This window comes from Pleurocapsa sp. PCC 7327 (genome assembly GCF_000317025.1).
In the GTDB taxonomy this organism is placed as follows: Bacteria; Cyanobacteriota; Cyanobacteriia; order Cyanobacteriales; family Microcystaceae; genus Hydrococcus.
The window spans coordinates 1,458,215-1,478,318 of the sequence record NC_019689.1 but is presented as its reverse complement, the minus strand read 5'-3'; the positions used below and the strand labels follow the sequence as shown (position 1 = coordinate 1,478,318).

Sequence of the window (20,104 nt, the reverse complement as noted above, 5' to 3'; positions counted from 1 at the left end):
CATATTCATAAAGTCGAGTTTCATCTGCTTCCCGCTATCAGATATTTTGTTTGGGAGTTAAAACCTATGAAGCGAATCAAAGGCTTGATGAAAGAAATACTAAGCAAGACATTGAGAACTATGGGTTATGAAATAGTTTACCATGGGCATAACTTTAGAGTGAAAGACGAGCGAGCAAATGAATATGCAAGAAATGCACATCTTCAATACATTTTTGACCGCATGAATATCAATTGTGTTTTTGATATTGGAGCAAATGAAGGACAGTATGCAAGAAATTTGAGAGGGCTTGGTTATGATGGCTACATAATTTCCTTTGAACCAGTGTCGGCAACATACTCAATATTGGAAAAATCTGCTAGTAGAGACCCTAAATGGAAGGCATACAAACTCGCATTGGGTACCGAAAATAAAAAATCTGAAATTAATTTGTTTGGTACATCGCTTTTTAACTCATTTTTAACTTATGAAAATGAAGAAGTTAGTACTAGCAATATAAGTAAATTGTGCAGCCAAGCCGATCTTCCAACAGAATCTTATACGATTGCAGGAAGGGAAGAAGTAGAAATCAAAAGACTGGATAATGTCTACAATGAAATCGTTAAAGATTTGGGTATTGAGTGTAGGCTATTTATTAAGCTTGATACTCAGGGTTACGATCTTGAAGTTTTAAAGGGTGGAAAAGAAACAATTCAGAAAGCCATCGGACTTCAATCAGAAATTTCATTTATTCAACTGTATCAAGGAATGCCGGGCTACCTAGATTCACTTCATTTTTTTGAGTCTTTAGGATTTCAAGTAACCGGACTCTTTTGCGTCTCAAGATATGCTAAGAGTTTGGCGGCAGTAGAATTCGATTGTATTATGAAGTCATCATTGATTGACTAAATTATTTGAGAAGATAATTAGTACTGTAGCAGTCCCAAAAAGTCTGAAAGTTTGAAAGAGAAAGATCGAGAACGCTGCTGCCTAAATCTATTAACCAATCATCAACATTTAAGATAGCAAGACTTAAATTAGTCGTCTTTTTCGCAGGAACGACTAGTGGCTCGATTAACCCAACTCCATAGCTAATTTCCAATGAAAATTCTACATTTAGCAATGCATGAAAGTTCGGGGGCCGGACACGCTGCTTCGCGCTTGCACCTCGGACTACTCAAGGAAAGAGCAGATTCTTCGATGCTAGTTTTCCAAAAAGGGTCACAGCATCAATCGGTTATCGAATTAGACAAGCCAACCGCCTTCTTCAAAAAGATCCAGGAAAAATTATTTGGCAGGACAATCAGCCAAATTTGGGGGCATAACAACACCTTTTCAATCAATGCAACCCCTTCTTTAATTCAGAATCGAATTAAAAGTTTCAAGGCTAACGTCATCAATCTACATTGGGTTGGCTGGGAGTTTTTAAGAATAGAAGACCTCAAAAATCTTCAGGTTCCTCTGGTTTGGACGCTCCAAGATATGTGGCCGTTTACTGGAGGCTGTCACTACAGCCAAGAGTGCGATCGCTACATCCATTCTTGCGGTGCTTGTCCTCAGCTTCGTAGCATCAAGGAATCGGATTTATCGCGCTGGGTATGGCAACGTAAAGCCCAGGCTTGGAAGGATATTAATTTAACCGTTGTTGCGCCTAGCACGTGGATGGCTAATTGTGCGAGTTCTAGCTCCCTTTTCAAGAATCGACGAGTCGAAGTGATACCTTTTTGTCTCGATACCGAACAATATAAGCCTCTCGATCGGCAAAAGGCTCGCGAACTTCTAAGGTTACCTCAGGACAAGCAACTCGTTCTTTTTGGAGCGCTCAGCGCTACTCGAGATCGCCGGAAAGGGTTTCAGCTTCTAGTTCCAGCCCTACAGAACCTAAGTAAGGCTGGATGGCGAGAGCGAATAGAACTGATTGTCTTTGGGTCATCGGAACCCGACAATCCCATCGATTTAGGCTTTAAAGCGCACTACCTGGGCCCATTAGATGGCACCTCATTGGTTCGTGCCTATTCGGCAGCAGATGTCATGGTCGTGCCATCAATTCAGGAATCTTGGGGACAAACGGCTTCCGAGTCGCTTGCTTGCGCTACGCCAGTCGTTGCTTTTAAGGCGACGGGATTGAAAGACATTGTTGACCATCAGCAAAACGGTTATCTAGCGAATCCCTTTGAAATTGAAGATTTAGCGCAAGGAATTGCTTGGGTGCTAGAAGATGCAGAACGCCATCAAAAACTGCGCTTTAGCGCTCGCGAGAAAGCCGAGCGAGAATTTGCCCTAGAGTTACAAGCACGTCGCTACTTGTCTGTTTACAGCGAAATTTTAGAGGGACGCGATCGCGAGAAGAAAGCAGCCCTGGAGCCTTTAAATACTACAGCTGAGAAAGTTATTATTTCCTAGATCGTTACATGCAAACTGAGTCTTTGACAACACCAGCTGACAAGGTTGAGAAGCCAGGTAGTTTAAGGGAGAATGCCCAAAACCCAGAGCGCCAGGATTTAGAGCTTGGCGCTCGCCAACTCCTAGTCTTTGAACTCGCCTACGGCGGACATTATGCAAGCTATATTCGGCATCTGGCTGAGTACTGGCGTAAAGAAGAATTACCAGGATATCTCAACTTTGTTGTTTCGCCAACTTTTGTGCGACACCATCCCGATGTCATAGAGATTGCTTCGAGTTACGATCGGAAAAACCTAAACTTTGTAAGCATTACTCCAGGGGAAGAGGCGGCTCTGATTCCCAGAAAATCTTTCGTCCACCGTGCCCTGCGTTCCTTTCAAGAGTGGAAACTGCTGCGCAAGTACGCAACTTTACTCAAAGCCGATAGCTGTCTGCTCTTATATTTTGATTCTTTTCAAGCAGCGATCGCTTCGGGAGCGTCCCTACCCTGTTCCTTCTCAGGCATCTATTTCCGACCGACCTTTCATTACAATACCTTTGCTGGCTACGTGCCAACTTGGAAGAATCGCTTGCAGCACTGGCGGGAAAAATACATTATCCTGCCTCGCGTCATGCATCACCCCAGGCTCCGCAATTTATTTTGTCTCGATCCTTTTGTTATCAGATTTATGGAGCGATTTGGCTCTCAAGTAAAAACGATTCATTTGCCAGATCCCGTTCAGGTGTACGAAATGCCTCAACAAGAAAAGCTAAAGCAATTCAGAACGAGCTTAGGGATAGAGCCGGGCAGACAGGCATTTCTCTTATTCGGGGCATTATACGATGGGCGCAAAGGGATTCGCGAACTGCTAGAAGCCATTTCAACCTTATCGCCTAGCCTCTGTCAAAAACTCTGTCTTTTGTTGGTCGGTCAAATATTTCTCACCGATGAGTCGCCAATACAAAAGCGAATCGCAGAAATTACTCAGTCTCTCCCCGTGCAGATTGTCGTTCGCGATGGGTTTATCCCCGAACGAGAAGTTCAACTCTACTTCCAAAGCGCAGACGTCATTTTGGCTCCCTACCAGCGTCACGTTGGCATGAGCGGCACTTTAGTGCAAGCGGCAGCAGCCCAGAAACCACTTTTAGTATCCGATTACGGTTTGATGGGAGAAATTGCTCATCGCTGGCAGCTGGGATTAACGGTAGACTCGACAGTTCCCAGCGAAATTGCCAAGGGAATCACTCAATTTTTGCTCCAAGGAACGGATAAGTTGGGCGATCGCGCCAAAATGAAAGCCTTCGCAGAACAGAATTCAGCTGAAAACTTTGCCAGTTCGATATTGCAGCATCTTTTGACGGCATAGCATCCCCCTTTATTTTATAGAAAATAGGTATTTTGACAGAGCGAGTTATAAAGCAAATGATTAACGATGGTGCGGCTTTAGAGATATCTCAGGTGAGTAGTATCAAGAATTCCCCACGAGTCGCTTGGCTTCTGCAAGGAGCAGGAGCTTACTACCAGCCGATAATGAGCGAGTTTACCCGTCTTTTTCCGCAGACAAGGGTATTTACTGCCGATTGGCCCGGCTTTCTCCCTGGATTTGAAGATTCCTTCGCTGTCAAGCAAGTAGGAAGCATAAAAGTCCTATCAATTCCTGGAACGTCTAAAACCTACAAGCCTTCCTTTACCTACTTGTCTCCGCGCGTTGTCGCTCCCCTGTTCGAGTTTCATCCCGATATAGTTTTCTCTACGGGGTTTTCTATTTGGACTATTCTTGCTTTGCTGCTAAAAGTGTGGTGCAGGTGGCGAGTGGTCGTTCTCTACGATGGCAGTTCGCCAGGAGTGGACTATCAAAAGTCATGGCTGCGCCTATCCCAGCGTCGGTTAATCGCCAGGATAGCAGATGCCTTCGTAACCAATAACCGTATCGGAAAAACCTATTTAACGGAGATACTCGGAGCTAGCGCGGACAAGGTTTTTGCCAGACCCTATCTGGTTCCCCATCCAAAAACCTACTCCCAAAACTCTGAAAACCTCGACCTGGCTGAATTACAATTGCAGCATCCCGTATTTCTCTTTGTCGGACATCTCATTCCGAGAAAGGGTTTGCATGAATTATTACAAGCTTGCTCCTTGCTTGAAGAGCGGGGATATCGAGACTACTCGTTGCTCGTGGTTGGGGATGGGTCGCAGCGCTTAGAACTAGAAGAGTTTGTCAAAACCCATAACTTAGGAAAACAAGTCAAATGGGTTGGCGCTGTCAAGTATGAACGAGTAGGAGCCTATTTTCAGCTAGCCGATGTTTTTGTTTTTCCTACCATCGAGGATGTTTGGGGTTTAGTTGCAGTCGAAGCCATGATATTTGGCAAACCCATTCTCTGTTCCAAATGGGCAGGAGCAGTAGAACTGGTAGTCGATGGGGAGAATGGCTATGCGTTCGATCCTCGCAATCCCGAACAATTAGCACAATTAATGAGTCGCTTTATCGATCGCGTCGACGCGATCGAGCCAATGGGAGAAAAATCCAAGCAGATTATGACCAATCATACCCCAGAAGCTGTATCAAAGCATTTAGCTGAAATTGTTGAATTCGTTCTGAATAAGCGATAAACAAAACAATACATCCTCTTAGAGTTTTTTTACAAAGATTCAATATGTCTCAAGCTCATTTCAAAGAGCCTGTCTACATTCTCATTCCCGTTTACAATCGCAAAGAGACGACTTTAGCGTGTTTGGACAATCTCAAAAAGTCCGGAGATTTACAGCGCTATCACGTTGTCATTGTAGACGATGGTTCTACTGACGGGACGGCGGAAGCGGTCAATGCTCTCTACCCAGATGTTGCCGTTTTACCAGGTAACGGAGATCTCTGGTGGACGGGAGCAATGGCAAAGGCTATGCACTATGCCTCCCAACAGGGAGCCAAATATTTCATCTGGCTTAATGATGACTGTTTTCCCGAACCGGATGCCCTATCGCAGTTAATAGCGTTTATGCAGGCTCATCCAGACACCATTGTCGGACCTAGCTGCTATGTTCGTATGTCTTCTAGTTTATCCATCAGCACCCACAATGCTTTTAAAGGTCGCAAAGGTTGTGCTGCTCGTCCAGGAGAAGTAATTTACGTCGATGGCTTATCTGGCTGGTGCGTAGGCATTCCTGCTTCTGTCTTCCGCAAGATAGGTCCTCCAGATACCTACAAATTTCCTCATTATTCGGGGGATGATACGTATATTTTGAGAGCCACTCGCGCTGGATTTAAAGCCTGCGTTGTGGGAGATCTCAAGGTCAACCTCTTTGGTCCCGTTCACCCAAAACTCGATTTTCATAGCTATTTTCGTCCCGGTTTGACTCCAGTTGCAACCTTTAAAGCTTTATTTTGGAGTAAAAAATCTCCCTATCGTTTACCCACTGCATTCTTCTATCAAACAGAACGGTATGGTCCGCTTCTAGGACTGTCATTTTTTACGCTTAAGCTAATTTTATGGTTAGGAAAGTGGGCAAAACTGCAATTGATGTTAGGGCTAAGACCCAAAACCATCGAGGTTGGAGATAGCCTATGAAACGACTAAAAGTTTTGATGTCCGCCTATTCTTGCGAGCCTGGTAGAGGATCTGAGCCCGGAGTGGGTTGGAATGTTGCTCGAGAAGTCGCCAAGTACCACGATGTCTGGGTGTTGACTCGCCCAGATGAAAGTAGGGAAATCATTGAAGCCGAACTAGCTCGCCATCCCATTCCTAACTTACACTTTGTTTACTTTGCTCTCCCCTTCTGGAAGGATAGCATGCGCTGGGGTCAAAGCGGCGCCATGCAAATCCACTACTATCTCTGGCAGATTTATGCTTATTTTGTTGCCCGTCGCCTACATCGGGAAATCGGGTTTGAAATTTCACATCACGTGACTTTTGTCAAGTACTCAAGTCCCAGCTTTCTTGCCTTGCTGCCCGTACCTTTTGTCTGGGGTCCGGTAGGTGGTGGGGAATCCGCACCTGGAGCTTTTTGGCAGGATTTTAGCTTTCGAGCTAGAGCATACGAAACCGCACGCAGCTTTGTACGCTGGATTGGCGAACGCGATCCCTTCGTATATCTGACTGCCAAGAGAAGTGCTGCTATCCGCGCCACAACCGAAGATACAGCCAAGCGATTGCTCAAAATGGGGGCGACAGACGTGCAAGTTCTTCCAGAATCGGGTCTTTCAGAAGACGAAATCGCGCGTCTTGCCCAGTACGAGATGCCCGAAGGATCTCCCGTAAGATTTATTAGCATGGGTCGGCTTTTGCATTGGAAAGGCTTTCACCTAGGATTGCGTGCCTTTGCCAAAGCCAACTTGCCTGATGCCGAGTATTGGTTGCTAGGCGACGGTCCCGAACGGGAGCGGCTGACAATTCTGGCTCAGAAACTGGGAATTGCTTCACAGGTTAAATTTTGGGGCAGACTGCCAAGAGAAGAAACGCTGCGTAAGTTAGAGGAATGTCATGTCTTGGTTCATCCTAGCTTGCATGACTCAGGGGGCTGGGTGTGTTTGGAGGCAATGGCAGCAGGTCGCCCGGTCATCTGCCTCGATTTAGGAGGGCCAGCCGTTCAAGTAACTGAGAAAACTGGATTTAAAATTCCAGCTCGCACGCCCGATGAAACCGTCAGCGACATGGCAGAAGCAATGGTTCGCTTAGTTCGAGACTCCCAGCTTCGGAAAAGCATGGGACGGAGCGGACAACTGTTAGTCAAAAACCATCATAGCTGGCAAGTCAAAGGCAAGCGCCTGGTGCAGCTTTACGAAGAGATCGTCGCTCGCCAAAAAGCGATCGCCCAAACGATTAACCCCAAAATTGTTTGAAAATTAGGCGTTGCCGAAAAAGTTGAGACTGCATCGAACTCGCGTTTTCCAACTAAAAGAGGATTAAGTCTCATGCAAATTCTGAGCGTACACAGTCGCTATCAGATTCGTGGCGGAGAGGAAGAAGTGTTTGAGTCCGAAAGCGGTCTTTTACGGGAGATGGGACACCGAGTTGAGGTGTACGAGGAGAGCAACGATTGCGTAGCGGACTCGGCTCTCTGGCGCATGGCCCTGAAGACGATTTGGTCTGATGAAGCCTATCAAATCGCCAGCCGTCGTCTAACAGAACACTCCTATAATGTGGTACACGTACACAACTTTTTTCCTCCGATCTCTCCCTCGATTTATTATGCAGCTAAAACTAAAGGAGTCCCCGTCGTACAAACTTTGCACAACTACCGCCTTTTGTGCCCCAATGCCCTCCTTTTCCGAGAAGGGCGTATCTGTGAAGACTGTTGCGGAAAATCCATTCCCTGGCCCGGCATCTTGCATGGCTGCTATCGAGGCAGTCGGGCAGCTACTGGCGCAACTGCTCTCATGCTGACAGTTCATCGTGCCATGTCTACCTGGACGGAGATGGTGGATTGCTATATCGCTCTCACTGAATTTGCCCGACAGAAATTTATCAAAGGGGGACTACCAGCAGACAAGATTGTCGTCAAACCCAATTTTGTTCATCCCGACCCCGGAATCGGTCAAGGAAATGGTGGCTATGCCTTATATGTAGGTCGGCTTTCGGTAGAAAAAGGCATAGACACTCTGCTGGCAGCCTGGGAACGTCTAGATGGACGAATTCCTCTCAGGATTATTGGCGATGGCCCCTTGGCCGGTCAGGTAATCGAAGCAACCAAACGACTTTCTCAAGTGGAATGGTTGGGACGCAGACCCATGTCGGAAGTGTATCATCTCATGGGAGAGGCAGCGATGTTAATCTTTCCGTCAAAATGGTATGAAACCTTCGGTCGCGTGGCAGTCGAGGCTTTCGCCAAAGGAACGCCTGTAGTTGCCGCGGGGCTAGGCGCGCTCGCCGAGCTGGTCGAGCGCGATCGAACTGGTCTCCATTTTTGTCCTGGCGACCCAGAAGATTTGGCAGCCAAAGTAGATTGGCTGCTAGCACGCCCAAAAGAACTTGCCCGGATGCGTCGAGAAGCTCGTCTGGAATATGAAACCAAATACACTGCCGAGAAAAACTACCAACAACTTATCGAGATCTACAAGCGGGTTCGTTATCCTTGCACGCAACTTGCCATTGCCGATCCTGTAAGTTGACGAAAGATATTTTGACGGTTTGCGACTATTGCTCGCCAAGATGCCTTCAAAACCCTCTATGCGCCGTTATGTTCCCCTTGATTTTACCGTTCGAGGCGTAGAATCGTTGGAGCATCTACTTAGATTTCAGTGCCGAGGTAATTTTTCAGACAACTCAGCAATATGCTTATGAAACTGAAAATTTTCTCCGAACGGAACTGCATCCCGCAAGAAACAACCTACGAGCCAATACTATTCCCCTTTTGGGGCAAGCCGCCTGAAAGCTCTTGGAGCAGAATTTTCGACCCTTATGTAGAGATGGGTCGTTCGTTGTTTGAAATGTCTTCTTTAGAAGAAGCCGATCTAGCCGTCATTCCCGTTAATTGGGAGCCAGTGTTTAGTTCTGAAAATTTGAGTTCGCCAATTCGACTGGTGAAAAAAGCCAAACAAGCCAAGAAACCAGTAATCAGCTTTTTCAGCGGTGATTGTTCCCATCTTGAATTACCTGTCGAAAGCGATCTGGTCTTTCGCCATTCACTATATCGCTCTGTTAAACGAGTCAATGATTTTGCTTTTCCTGCTTGGAGCCAAGACTTGCTTGAGAAATATTTTAATAATCAGCTTCCCATCAGGCGAAAGCAAGCGAAACCCGTCGTGGGATTCTGCGGTTTTTCGGTCAGCAAAACGCTTAAAACCTACTTAAAATTCTTTTTGCACTGGAGTGAAAAGTTATTCGTACAGCGAAAAATCCCAAGATATCATATAGGTCATGTTTTAAGAACTCTAGCGTTGTCTATCCTGTCCAAAAGTCCGTTAATTGAAGCTAATTTCGTCAAGAGAAACCGACTTTTTTTCCACGAACCCAACTTGGCCTTACAGGAGAAAATTCAGCAGGAATTCGTACAAAATATGAGAGACAGCGATTATGTCTTCTGTTGTCGGGGGTCTGGAAACTACTCGTTTCGCTTCTATGAAGCCCTCTGCTGCGGACGAATACCAGTTTTTCTAGATACGGATTGCGTCCTTCCCTACGACTTCGAGATTGATTGGAAGCAATACTGCGTCTGGGTCGATGAGAGCGAACTTCCATTTATTGCCGAGAAGATAGCTGAATTTCATGACAACCTCTCGCCTCAGGAATTTATAGATTTGCAGCATCAGTGCCGCCGGATCTGGGAAGAGAGAATATCTCCTAAGGGATTCTTTGCCAACCTATACCGTCATATTCCCGTAGCATTCTCCGCTCGAAGCCAAGAAGAACGTAGATTATTATCAAAAATCAGCTAATGAGAACGGCACCCGCAGGCGCTGGGCAAGTCAATGAACACAAGTACTTCACTCAAAAGAAAAGAATCTATCAAAACTTCTACAATCATTCTATTTGCATTCGCAACGGCTTTTTTCCCGCGCCTGCTTGACTCGGCAGGAGCGCCATCAATCGTTAATTTCTTTCACTTCGTTGCCGTTCCTTTTGCCTTCATCTTTGCCTTAGTCAAAACTCGCCCTACAGACCGAAAGCAAATCGCAGTTGTTAAACAACTTCTGGTTGGCTTGTGGATCTTGCTGACGGTTGGTTTCGCTAGTGCCCTTTGGAATGGTGCGGGAGCTGTCAATGTAGTCTTTGGGTTTTTACTTTTGGCTGAGCCATTCATGCTGCTGATTGCGACAATTAGCCTTCCGATGTCCTCGGAAAGCCTTGAGCGGATTCGAGGGTGGATGACAGGTTTTGTCTTTTTTCATCTATTTCTGATCTATGTTCAATATGGTTTGGGTTTTTGCCATTTACCGGGAGATTGCGACAATATCCAAGGGGTTTTTTATCGGTCGGGTTCCGGGCATGTTGTCGGGGCTTCGGTTTCTTGTACGTTTGCCATCTACTATTTTGTAACGGCTAAGACAAAACCCATGTGGCTAAGAGCATCGGTGTTAGTTGCTGGTTTTTTAAACATTCAATTAGCAGATGCCAAACAGATTGTGCCGATCTTTGCCTTAGCATTTCTTATTCTGGCGATCGCCAATGTCGAACAGATTGGCAAAGCGCTGCTGTATATAATAGGCATAATCTTATTTATTGTGGTGTTTCTCTGGGCTGTGCAAAACATCGAGGCTCTCAGCGGTTTTACTACTTGGGCTAGACCAGAAATGTACGGACCGGACGGCGAAGCGACAAAACTGAAGCTTACAGGAATTCGTACAATCGTCTCCTACTTTCGTTCGCCTGTCAATTGGTTGTTCGGACTCGGTCCCGGTCACACCGTCAGCCGAATGGGAGGGTGGATGCTGAGAGACTACAGTTCCTTGCTATCCCCACTGGGAGCCACCAGGGTTCCTATTGGCGAGACCGTTCCCGTCAGCGAAATTGTTTGGAAAGACGTAGCCGAAAGCTGGCTGGCGAATGGCAGTAGCTTTTTTGCTCCTTTTTGGGGTTGGGCAGGCATCTGGGGCGATTTTGGATTTATCGGGTTGGGAGCCTACTTATATCTTTGCTCTATTGTGTGGAGGAGACTTTGTTTGGACGATCTGCCTAAGTACTTCATGCTTACCGTATTCGTCTGCGGCTTGATTTTTACCCAAATGGAAGAACCCGCTTATATGCTTTACATCGCCAGCCTCATTGGTCTGCGATGGCAAGAACATCAAATCAACAAGCGTATTTACTCGCGATTATAAGAATTGGGCAGGATTACGCTTTACCTAAATCGAGATCTTAAAAGCACAAAGTTTCAACCATGCGTTCTCGCTTTGCCATCGTTACATTTTGCTCTCTGGTCTTGTGCGGTCTGCTATTGGCGATCGCGTTTCCTTCTTGTCTTTCAGGAATGAGCAGTTCGGTAACTACATCAGTAACCACAAAGGTAATTCATCCAAGGGTTATCTATCCCACCGATGCCAACCTGGTGAACGTGCGGGACTACGGCGCCAAGGGCGACGGCGTTACCGACGACACGGCAGCCATTCGCCAAGCGGTACAGGAAAACTTGACCCAACATCGGACGCTGTTCTTCCCAACAGGGACGTATTTGGTCAGCGACGCGATCGAATGGAAGGGCGCAGATGGGATATTTGGTGCTTTTCTCACCTGGCAAGGCGAAGGTTCTGGCAAAACTACTATCAAGCTAAAGGACAACACCGCTGGCTTTAGCGACCCAACACAACCCAAACCTCTAACCAGAGCGGGATCGCTAGGAACTGGAGAGCTTGGGGCTGGCAATCGCGCCCACAATAACTACATTTTTGACATGACCTTCGATATCGGCAAGGGCAATCCTGGCGCTATTGGGGTTGATTTCAATGCTAGCAACACTGGCGCAATGGAGAACGTTGCGATCGTCTCTGGCGACGGCAAAGGAGCCGTTGGACTAGACTTGACCCGCGAGGTCGGTCCCTGTCTGATTAAAAACTTGACAGTTAAAGGCTTTGACATCGGTATTCGTGGCGGTTCTGCTCTCTACAACGTTATCCTTGAGAATATCCAACTGGAGAACCAGAATGTGGTCGGGATTGAGAATCAAGACCTCGTGCTAGCTATCCGCAAGCTGACTAGCATCAATTCAGTGCCTGCCATCAGGAACGGCGGTGACTGGTCGGGACCCATCGTTTTGATTGACTCGGAGCTTCGCGGCGGTTCGCCGCAGGCTGTAGCGATTGAAAATTCCACTAACATTTTTGTACGAAATGTCAGTGTCGAAGGTTATCAAGCTGCCATTCGAAGCTCAGATCGACTCATCGCCGGTCCCAAAATAGAGGAATTTGTTTCTACTGCACCGATAAGCCTGTTCGATTCGCCGCAGAAAAGCCTAAACCTGGCTATTGAGGAGACACCGCAGTTCTTCGATAATAACTCGAACAACTGGGCAAACGTTGAAGCTTACGGTGCCAAACGCGATGACGACCAAGACGACTCCGATGGCATCCAAAAGGCGATCGACTCAGGTAAAACCACGATTTACTTTCCTTGGGGATACTACAACTTAACTAAACCAGTAATAGTACGCGGCAACGTGCGCCGCATCATCGGCTTCAATTCTTGGCTTCGCCCCGATGGGATTTTATTCCGTTTCGAGAATAACGAGCATCCAGTCATTTTTGAGAGGTTCAATTTTGAAGGTGGCGGACTGGAGAATGCAGCATCGCAGCCTGTAGTAGTTCGGCACTCTATCGGACCAGTCTTGCTGAGCACTCCTAAGACCAGCACCTGGTTCATTGAAAACGTCGTTTCTACACCAATTAACCTTGGCAAAGGACAGAAACTTTATGCTCGTCAACTTAACTGCGAGATGCCGCCCCCTAACCCCATGATTAAGAACGATGGCGGTTTGCTTTGGTTGCTTGGGTACAAAACAGAGTTTGGCAACATCGTAGCAGCTACACTCGATGGCGGAAAAACCGAGATACTGGGTGGACTGTTTTATCCCGCTCAGGGAGTTAGCGATCCCAAGATGCCGGTTTTACTCAATCGGGATTCTTCTGTTTCAGCCATCTACAGAGAAATGGCTTTCGGTTCTACCTACGCAACTCAAATAGAGGAAACTCACAAGGGAAAGACAAAAACCCTAAAACGCGAGGTTCTCGGTCAAGGTCACATGGTTGCCGTACCTTTGTATGTGGGATACGAGCCATAAAGACTCAGCAGACACAAAAAACATTATTTAAATAATATTAAGCTTAAATTTTTCTCAAAAAGAAAGGAGAATAAACTCCTTTCTTTTTCTTTTTAATGGCGATTTATTTAGAGAACAGGAGGCAGTAAGGATTTAAAAAATGATTCCTCAACCTTTGATTCCGAAAAAATATGTGCTTAATGCACCCATTACCGCCTTAACTTTTGAAGAACAGATTTTTTTAATTCTGAGGTGGGCAAGAGCGCGAGAGAGTAGAATCGTCTGTCTAGCCAACGTTCACATGCTCATGGAAGCTCACTGGAATCCAGAATTTGCCTCAGTATTAGCAGCAGCCGATCTCGTTTCTCCCGATGGTATGCCTTTGGTGTGGATGCTCAGAAAAATGGGAAAGCGAAGCCAAGACCGCGTCGCCGGAATGGACGTTTTTCTTCGTTTATGTCAGTTAAGCGCCCAAGGCGGCGTGAGTTTGTTTTTCTTGGGATCCCAATCAGAGGTTCTAGAGCGAATGAGGAAAAAATTAGAACGAGAATTTCCCAACCTCAAGATTGCTGGCATGGAACCCTTGCCTTTTAGACCTCTGAGTCCGACTGAAGACCAAGCTCTGATTGAAAAAATCAACGCTAGCGGTGCTGGGTTGGTATTAGTTTGTTTGGGATGTCCCAAACAAGAATATTGGATGATTCAGCACCTCGATAAAATCCAGGCAGTCATGATTGGAGTAGGTGCAGTTTTTCCGCTCTATGCGGGCATTCGCCAAAGAGCGCCTCGCTTAGTGCGAGATACGGGTTTGGAGTGGTTATATCGATTGATACAAGAGCCAAATCGACTCTGGTATCGCTACAGTCATACCATTCCGCCCTTTATTTGGTTGGCTTCGCAACAACTGCTCGCACGGCCTAAGCGTCTGCCTGCAAGCAACCCCATTAAAAATTCCTTTTTTCTCTCTAAATCTGCGAATGTTATTGATTCCGAACAGGAATTGCCAATCGTCGATTTAGAATCTTCTAAAATTGGCGAAATTTTAGTAAGGCAAAACTTAATTTCTGAAACCGCTTTGTCAGCGGTGCTAGAAGAACAGCTCGATCGCTCGGAGAAAAAAATCGGCGAACTTTTAGTAGAACGAGGGTATATTACTCAAGCCGAACTTGAATATCATCTGAGAAATCAAAGAATTAAGTTGGGCGAACTTTTAGTTCAGCGTCAGGTTATTTCTCAAGCCAAATTAAACAAATTGCTAAATTGGCAAAAATCTACTTTCACTTCTAAAAAGTTAGGAGAGATTCTGCTCCAGCAAAAACTTCTTTCTGCCGATGAGCTTTCACAAGTTTTAGTAGAGCAATACTGGCGGAGAAAAGGCTTATGGTTAATAACTGACAAGGTTGACGATCGCTATTCTTGGCAACTTGAAAGCCTGCATGTAAGCAATTGAAATAGTCAAGAAAGGAGAGGTTATGAAAGTAGCAATTCTGGCTGGCGGTCTGGGCACTCGGATCGCCGAAGAAACCGAAAATAAACCGAAACCAATGGTGGAGATTGGCGGACAGCCAATTCTCTGGCATATTATGATGCACTATTCCCACTATGGCTTTAAAAATTTTACGATCGCCCTTGGTTATAAGGGAGCGGTTATCAAAAAGTACATGGTAGACTATTGCTCCCTCAACAGCAACCACCTCACCGTAGAAATGCGAAACGGCGAGGTCAAGCATCATGGCGGCTACCAACTCGATTGGACGGTCGAATTAGTCGATACCGGACTGCACACCAATACAGGCGGTCGCATCAAACGCCTCGCTCCCCACATAGGCAATGAAACCTTCATGCTGACTTGGGGAGACGGCGTTTCCGACGTCAATTTACACGACCTATTAGCTTTCCATCGCGCTCACGGCAAACTAGCTACCCTCACTGCCGTTCGTCCGCCAGCGCGTTTCGGTCACTTAGAACTAGATGGCGATCGCATCGCAGAGTTTTCCGAAAAGCCTCAAACCAAAGAAGGCTGGATCAACGGTGCGTTTTTCGTCCTCGAACCCGAAGTGTTCGACTATATCGATGGCGACGATACTCAGTGGGAAAAAGAGCCACTGGAAAGATTAGCCAAAGACGGTCAGCTAATGGCTTACAAGCATGACTCATTCTGGCAATGTATGGATACGTTGCGCGACAAGCGTTTGTTAGAAAACCTATGGGCAAGCGGTAAAGCACCTTGGAAAACTTGGGAGGAATCAAATGAGAATACTACTAACTGGTCACAAGGGATACATCGGCACGGTAACAGTACCAATGCTACTAGCCAAAGGGCATGAAGTCGTCGGGCTAGATAGCGATTTGTACGAACGCAGCACCTTCGGAGAAGGACTGCCAGAAATCCCAGAAATTAAAAAAGATATCCGCGACGTGGAAGCCTCGGATTTAGAAGGATTCGATGCCGTGCTGCATCTAGCCGGACTCTCAAACGACCCGCTGGGCAACCTCAATCCCGATCTAACCTACGAGATCAACCATCTGGCCTCGGTTCGTCTGGCGAAATTAGCCAAACAAGTCGGTATCGAGCGCTTCATCTTCTCCTCTTCTTGTAGCAATTATGGGGCGGGCGGAGAAGATTGGCTGACCGAAGAATCCTCTTTCAATCCCGTCACGCCTTATGGAATTTCCAAAGTTCGGGTAGAGCAGGATGTCGCGCAACTGGCAGACGACAATTTCAGTCCCACCTATCTGCGCAATGCGACCGCCTATGGAGTCTCGCCCCGTCTGCGGTTCGACCTCGTTCTCAACAACCTAGTTGCTTGGGCGTTTACCACGGGTCGGATTTATATCAAAAGCGACGGCACCCCCTGGCGACCAATCGTCCACATTGAAGATATCTCTCGCGCCTTCATTGCTTCTGTTGAAGCCCCCCGGGAGTTAGTACACAATCAAGCCTTCAACGTCGGGCGTAACGAAGACAATTATCGCATTCGAGATATCGCCGAGATCGTTCGCGAGACAGTTCCCGGCTGCCAGATCGAGTATGCCAAAGATGGCGGACCGGATAAGCGCTGCTACCGGGTTGACTGTAGCAAAATTACGCGCACCTTGCCAGACTTCCAACCCCAATGGAATGCTCGCAAGGGAGCGGCAGAACTCTACGCAGCTTATCAAAAAGTTGGGTTAACCCTCGAAGAATTTGAAGGACCGAGATACCAACGTATCGCCCACATCCAACAGTTACTCAGTAATGGATTGCTCGATGAAAATCTGCGCTGGAAAACCGAAGCGCTAGCAACCAATCGGGCATAAATATAAATCTCTAACCCTAATGCTACGGATAGAAAAAGTGTTACACAGAGGCGGCAGCAAAAAGCGATCGCCACCCAACCGTCTATCCAGAATGTCAAATTCCCTATCTGTAATCTTATTAAGAGAGGATTGAATCAAATTGTCTCGTCGTTATTTATTTACTTCCGAATCCGTTACTGAGGGGCATCCCGATAAAATCTGCGACCAGATCTCCGATACGATTCTGGATGCTTTACTGGCGAGCGACGATCGCAGTCGCGTTGCCGCAGAAGTTGTCGTTAATACGGGTTTAGTCCTGATTACGGGAGAAATTACTACTAAAGCCCAAATTAACTATGTAGATTTAGCGCGGCGAAAAATTGCCGAAATCGGTTATACCAATGCCGAAAACGGATTTGCTGCCAATAGCTGTTCGGTTTTGGTCGCTTTAGACGAACAGTCGCCTGATATCGCCCAAGGAGTGACAGCAGCTCAAGAACAACGCGAAGAACTCAGCGATGACGAATTGGATCGCATCGGCGCTGGCGATCAGGGGATCGTGTTCGGCTATGCCTGCCGAGAAACGCCCGAACTGATGCCCATGCCCATCAGCTTGGCGCATCGCATCTCGCGCCGCTTGGCAGCCGTTCGTAAAACGGGAGATTTGCCCTACCTGCGTCCCGACGGGAAAACCCAGGTTTCCGTTATTTATGAAGATGGGCAACCTATCGGAATCGATACGATTTTAATTTCTACCCAGCACGCCGAGACCATTGGTGAGATTGCCGACAACGCAACCGTACAGGCAAAAATTAAAAGCGATCTCTGGGATGCCGTCGTCAAACCCGTCTTTGCCGACATTGAAATTAAACCTACTCAAGAAACTCGTTTCCTGGTCAACCCTACCGGAAAATTCGTCATTGGCGGTCCCCAAGGAGATGCCGGACTGACTGGACGCAAAATTATTGTCGATACCTATGGCGGTTACTCCCGTCACGGCGGCGGCGCTTTTTCGGGTAAAGATCCAACCAAGGTAGACCGTTCGGCTGCCTATGCTTGTCGCTATGTGGCTAAGAATATCGTGGCAGCAGGGCTGGCAGATAAGTGCGAGGTACAGGCAAGCTACGCGATCGGAGTCGCTCGACCCGTGAGCATCATGGTAGAAACCTTTGGCACGGGTAAAGTAGACGAGGAAAAACTGCTAGCCTTCGTCAGAGAATATTTTGAATTGCGTCCGGCTGGAATTATTCAGAATTTTAACCTGCGTCGCCTCCCAGCCGAGCAAGGCGGTCGTTTTTATCAAGATGTAGCAGCTTACGGACATTTCGGACGCACAGATCTCGATTTGCCCTGGGAACGCACCGACAAAGTGGTGCTTTTGCAAGATGCTTTTGCTCCTTCTTTATCAGAAGTGACAGTCGGAAATAGTCGGGGCAGGTTTTGAAACCTGCCCTGACGTACAAAAATGTTCGGATTGGATGGTAACGAGCAAGCCTTGACATTTGATAACTTAATAAATAGCCGATGGTTAACCGTTTTCGCCAAGCCGTTTTAGAGAGAGAATTTTTAATTACGGCTGAGATAACCCCGCCCAAAGGCGGTAATCCAGCGCGGATGATAGAAGTGGCAAAAATGCTCAAAGGATGGGTTCATGCAGTCAATATTACCGATGGCAGTCGTGCCGTTTTGCGGATGTCCTCGATCGCGGCATCGGCAATTTTATTGCAGCATGGCATCGAACCCATCTGTCAGATGACTTGTCGCGATCGCAACGCGATCGGTTTGCAGGCTGACTTAATGGGCGCGCACGCCCTCGGCATTCGCAATCTTTTGGCGCTAACGGGCGATCCCGTCAAAGCTGGCGATTGCCAAGCTGCCAAAGCGGTTTTTGATCTCGAATCGGTTCGCTTGCTCAAAGTTATCGACAAACTCAATCAAGGTTTTGACAGCAACCAGCGATCGCTTCCCGACGAACCACTCGACCTGTTTGCTGGGGCGGGGGTCGATCCCCAACTCAAGAGCTGGTCGGGGTTGCAACGGCGCTTTGAGAAGAAAATAGAAGCGGGGGCACAGTTTTTTCAAAGCCAACTGATTACGGATTTCGAGCGGTTGGATAAATTTATGCACCAAATCGCGGCTGGAGCGGACAAACCCATCCTAGCTGGAATTTTTTTGCTCAAATCGGCTAAAAATGCTGAATTTATCAATCGCTACGTGCCTGGAGTCAAGATCCCGCAAGACATCATCAAACGACTGGCAGATGCCCCCGATCCCTTACAAGAAGGGGTAAACATTGCCGCCGAACAGGTGCGGCTAGCCAAGCAACTCTGTCAGGGAGTACACCTGATGGCAGTCAAACGAGAAGATTTGATTCCCCAAATTTTAGATCTAGCAGGAATGTCACCCGTCGCTTGCAGCGAGGCAATTTCAGGACTGCTCGTCTAGCTCGACTCGATTAATTCCACTTTATATTTTTCGCCTTTCGCCACAAACGAAGATTATGCAAGACCCAAAGCTAACTTGCCGCTCTTGCGGAAATCCCGATTTAGATTTGATTATCTCCTTTGGTTATACGCCGCTAGCCGACGGACTGCTAACTAAAGACCAACTCGACAAACCAGAATATACCGCTCCTCTCGATCTGGCTTTTTGTCCCGACTGCGGACTGGTTCAGATTACGGAAATCGTTCCGCCCGAAATTCTCTTCTGCAGAGACTATCCCTATTTTTCTTCCGTATCCTCATCCCTGCTCAAACACTTTGGAGACAGTGCCAAAGCCATTATCGAGTCGAGACAACTCGATCGCAACAGCTTGGTCATCGAAGCGGCTAGCAATGATGGCTACATGCTCAAGAACTTCTTCGAGCGAGGGATTCCCGTGTTGGGAATCGATCCGGCCTCCGGTCCGGCAGAAGCCGCGCAAAAGGCTGGTATTCCTACTCTTTGCACCTTCTTCACTCAGGAGCTAGCCAAACAACTTTTAGCAGAAGGCAAGCAAGCAGATGTCTTCCTTGCCAACAATGTCTTAGCTCACGTGCCAGAACTCAATGGGTTTGTAGCTGGTATTGGCATGCTCTTGAAAGAAACGGGCGTGGCAGTAATTGAGGCTCCCTACGTCGTCGATCTGGTTGACCACTGCGAATTTGACACGATTTATCACCAGCACCTTTGCTATTTTTCCGTAACTGCTCTGGACAAACTCTTTAGAAGACATTCGCTCTATCTCAACGATATCCAGCGCACCTCTATCCACGGCGGTTCTTTGCGCCTATTTGTCGAGCCTCGCGAAGCCGTAAAGAAGTCAGTGAAGGCATTATTGAAAAAAGAAGCAGAATTGGGAGTCGATCGCATCGATTATTATCGCGAGTTTGGCGATCGCGTGATGAGCGTCAAGTATTCTCTGCTAGATATCCTTTGGGATCTCAAAAAACAAGGCAAAAAAATTGCTGCCTACGGTGCTGCTGCTAAAGCCACAACCCTGCTAAGTTACGTCGGCATTAATAAAACCCTGGTCGATTACGTGGTGGATTTGAATAAGTTCAAACAAGGACGTTACATGGGCATCAATCACCTGCCCATTTTCCCGCCCTCGAAGCTTTTGGAAGACAAACCAGATTATGTTTTAATCTTGGCTTGGAATTTTGCCGAAGAGATTATGCAACAGCAAGAAGCTTATCGACAAAAAGGTGGAAAGTTTATTATTCCGATTCCAGAACCTACAATTGTCTAGTCGAAAAGCCAAGGGAGCGAAACCGTAGCCGTTAGCTAATCCGAGAG

Annotated in this window: 16 protein-coding genes; all 16 read left to right on the top strand. The window is 47.0% G+C overall.

Annotation, left to right across the window (positions count from 1 at the left end; genetic code table 11):
• Positions 1-66: 66 nt before the first annotated feature.
• A complete protein-coding gene (locus PLE7327_RS06630; protein WP_015143083.1) occupies positions 67-888 on the top strand; it encodes an FkbM family methyltransferase in 822 nt (273 codons plus the stop codon).
• 192 nt (positions 889-1,080) lie between these two features.
• A complete protein-coding gene (locus PLE7327_RS06620) occupies positions 1,081-2,382 on the top strand; it encodes a glycosyltransferase family 4 protein (RefSeq protein ID WP_015143082.1) in 1,302 nt (433 codons plus the stop codon).
• An 8-nt stretch (positions 2,383-2,390) separates the two neighbouring features.
• Positions 2,391-3,728 carry a glycosyltransferase gene (locus PLE7327_RS06615; protein ID WP_015143081.1) on the top strand — a complete coding sequence of 446 codons (1,338 nt, stop codon included), beginning with the start codon at positions 2,391-2,393 and terminating at the stop codon, positions 3,726-3,728.
• A 32-nt stretch (positions 3,729-3,760) separates the two neighbouring features.
• Positions 3,761-4,975 (top strand): glycosyltransferase family 4 protein, encoded by a 1,215-nt coding sequence (locus PLE7327_RS06610; protein WP_254658107.1) that lies wholly within the window; start codon positions 3,761-3,763, stop codon positions 4,973-4,975.
• 44 nt (positions 4,976-5,019) lie between these two features.
• The gene (locus PLE7327_RS06605; RefSeq protein ID WP_015143079.1) at positions 5,020-5,928 is read left to right on the top strand and encodes a glycosyltransferase family 2 protein; all 909 of its coding nucleotides are present in this window, start codon (positions 5,020-5,022) and stop codon (positions 5,926-5,928) included.
• A complete protein-coding gene (locus PLE7327_RS06600; RefSeq protein ID WP_015143078.1) occupies positions 5,925-7,199 on the top strand; it encodes a glycosyltransferase family 4 protein in 1,275 nt (424 codons plus the stop codon). The genes PLE7327_RS06605 and PLE7327_RS06600 overlap by 4 nt, the downstream gene beginning before the upstream one ends.
• A gap of 72 nt (positions 7,200-7,271) precedes the next feature.
• Entirely contained in the window at positions 7,272-8,468 is a 1,197-nt protein-coding gene (locus PLE7327_RS06595) for a glycosyltransferase family 4 protein (RefSeq protein ID WP_015143077.1), read from the top strand.
• A 168-nt stretch (positions 8,469-8,636) separates the two neighbouring features.
• The gene (locus PLE7327_RS06590) at positions 8,637-9,734 is read left to right on the top strand and encodes an exostosin family protein (RefSeq protein ID WP_015143076.1); all 1,098 of its coding nucleotides are present in this window, start codon (positions 8,637-8,639) and stop codon (positions 9,732-9,734) included.
• Positions 9,735-9,767: 33 nt separating this feature from the next.
• Positions 9,768-11,117, top strand: coding sequence for a hypothetical protein (locus tag PLE7327_RS06585; RefSeq protein WP_015143075.1), 1,350 nt, complete (start codon positions 9,768-9,770; stop codon positions 11,115-11,117).
• A gap of 59 nt (positions 11,118-11,176) precedes the next feature.
• A complete protein-coding gene (locus PLE7327_RS06580) occupies positions 11,177-13,069 on the top strand; it encodes a glycoside hydrolase family 55 protein (protein ID WP_015143074.1) in 1,893 nt (630 codons plus the stop codon).
• 139 nt (positions 13,070-13,208) lie between these two features.
• Positions 13,209-14,498 carry a WecB/TagA/CpsF family glycosyltransferase gene (locus PLE7327_RS06575; protein WP_015143073.1) on the top strand — a complete coding sequence of 430 codons (1,290 nt, stop codon included), beginning with the start codon at positions 13,209-13,211 and terminating at the stop codon, positions 14,496-14,498.
• Between the two features lie 22 nt (positions 14,499-14,520).
• Positions 14,521-15,375 (top strand): glucose-1-phosphate cytidylyltransferase, encoded by an 855-nt coding sequence (gene rfbF / locus PLE7327_RS06570; protein ID WP_015143072.1) that lies wholly within the window; start codon positions 14,521-14,523, stop codon positions 15,373-15,375.
• On the top strand, positions 15,353-16,348 hold the full coding sequence (locus PLE7327_RS06565; protein ID WP_015143071.1) for an NAD(P)-dependent oxidoreductase: 996 nt from the start codon (positions 15,353-15,355) through the stop codon (positions 16,346-16,348). Before rfbF ends, PLE7327_RS06565 begins: the two co-directional genes overlap by 23 nt.
• 139 nt (positions 16,349-16,487) lie before the next feature.
• Positions 16,488-17,771 (top strand): methionine adenosyltransferase, encoded by a 1,284-nt coding sequence (gene metK, locus PLE7327_RS06560; protein ID WP_015143070.1) that lies wholly within the window; start codon positions 16,488-16,490, stop codon positions 17,769-17,771.
• A gap of 80 nt (positions 17,772-17,851) precedes the next feature.
• A complete protein-coding gene (locus PLE7327_RS06555) occupies positions 17,852-18,772 on the top strand; it encodes a methylenetetrahydrofolate reductase (protein ID WP_015143069.1) in 921 nt (306 codons plus the stop codon).
• 55 nt (positions 18,773-18,827) lie between these two features.
• Positions 18,828-20,057, top strand: a complete 1,230-nt coding sequence (locus tag PLE7327_RS06550) for a class I SAM-dependent methyltransferase (RefSeq protein ID WP_015143068.1) — start codon at positions 18,828-18,830, stop codon at positions 20,055-20,057.
• Positions 20,058-20,104 lie beyond the last annotated feature (47 nt).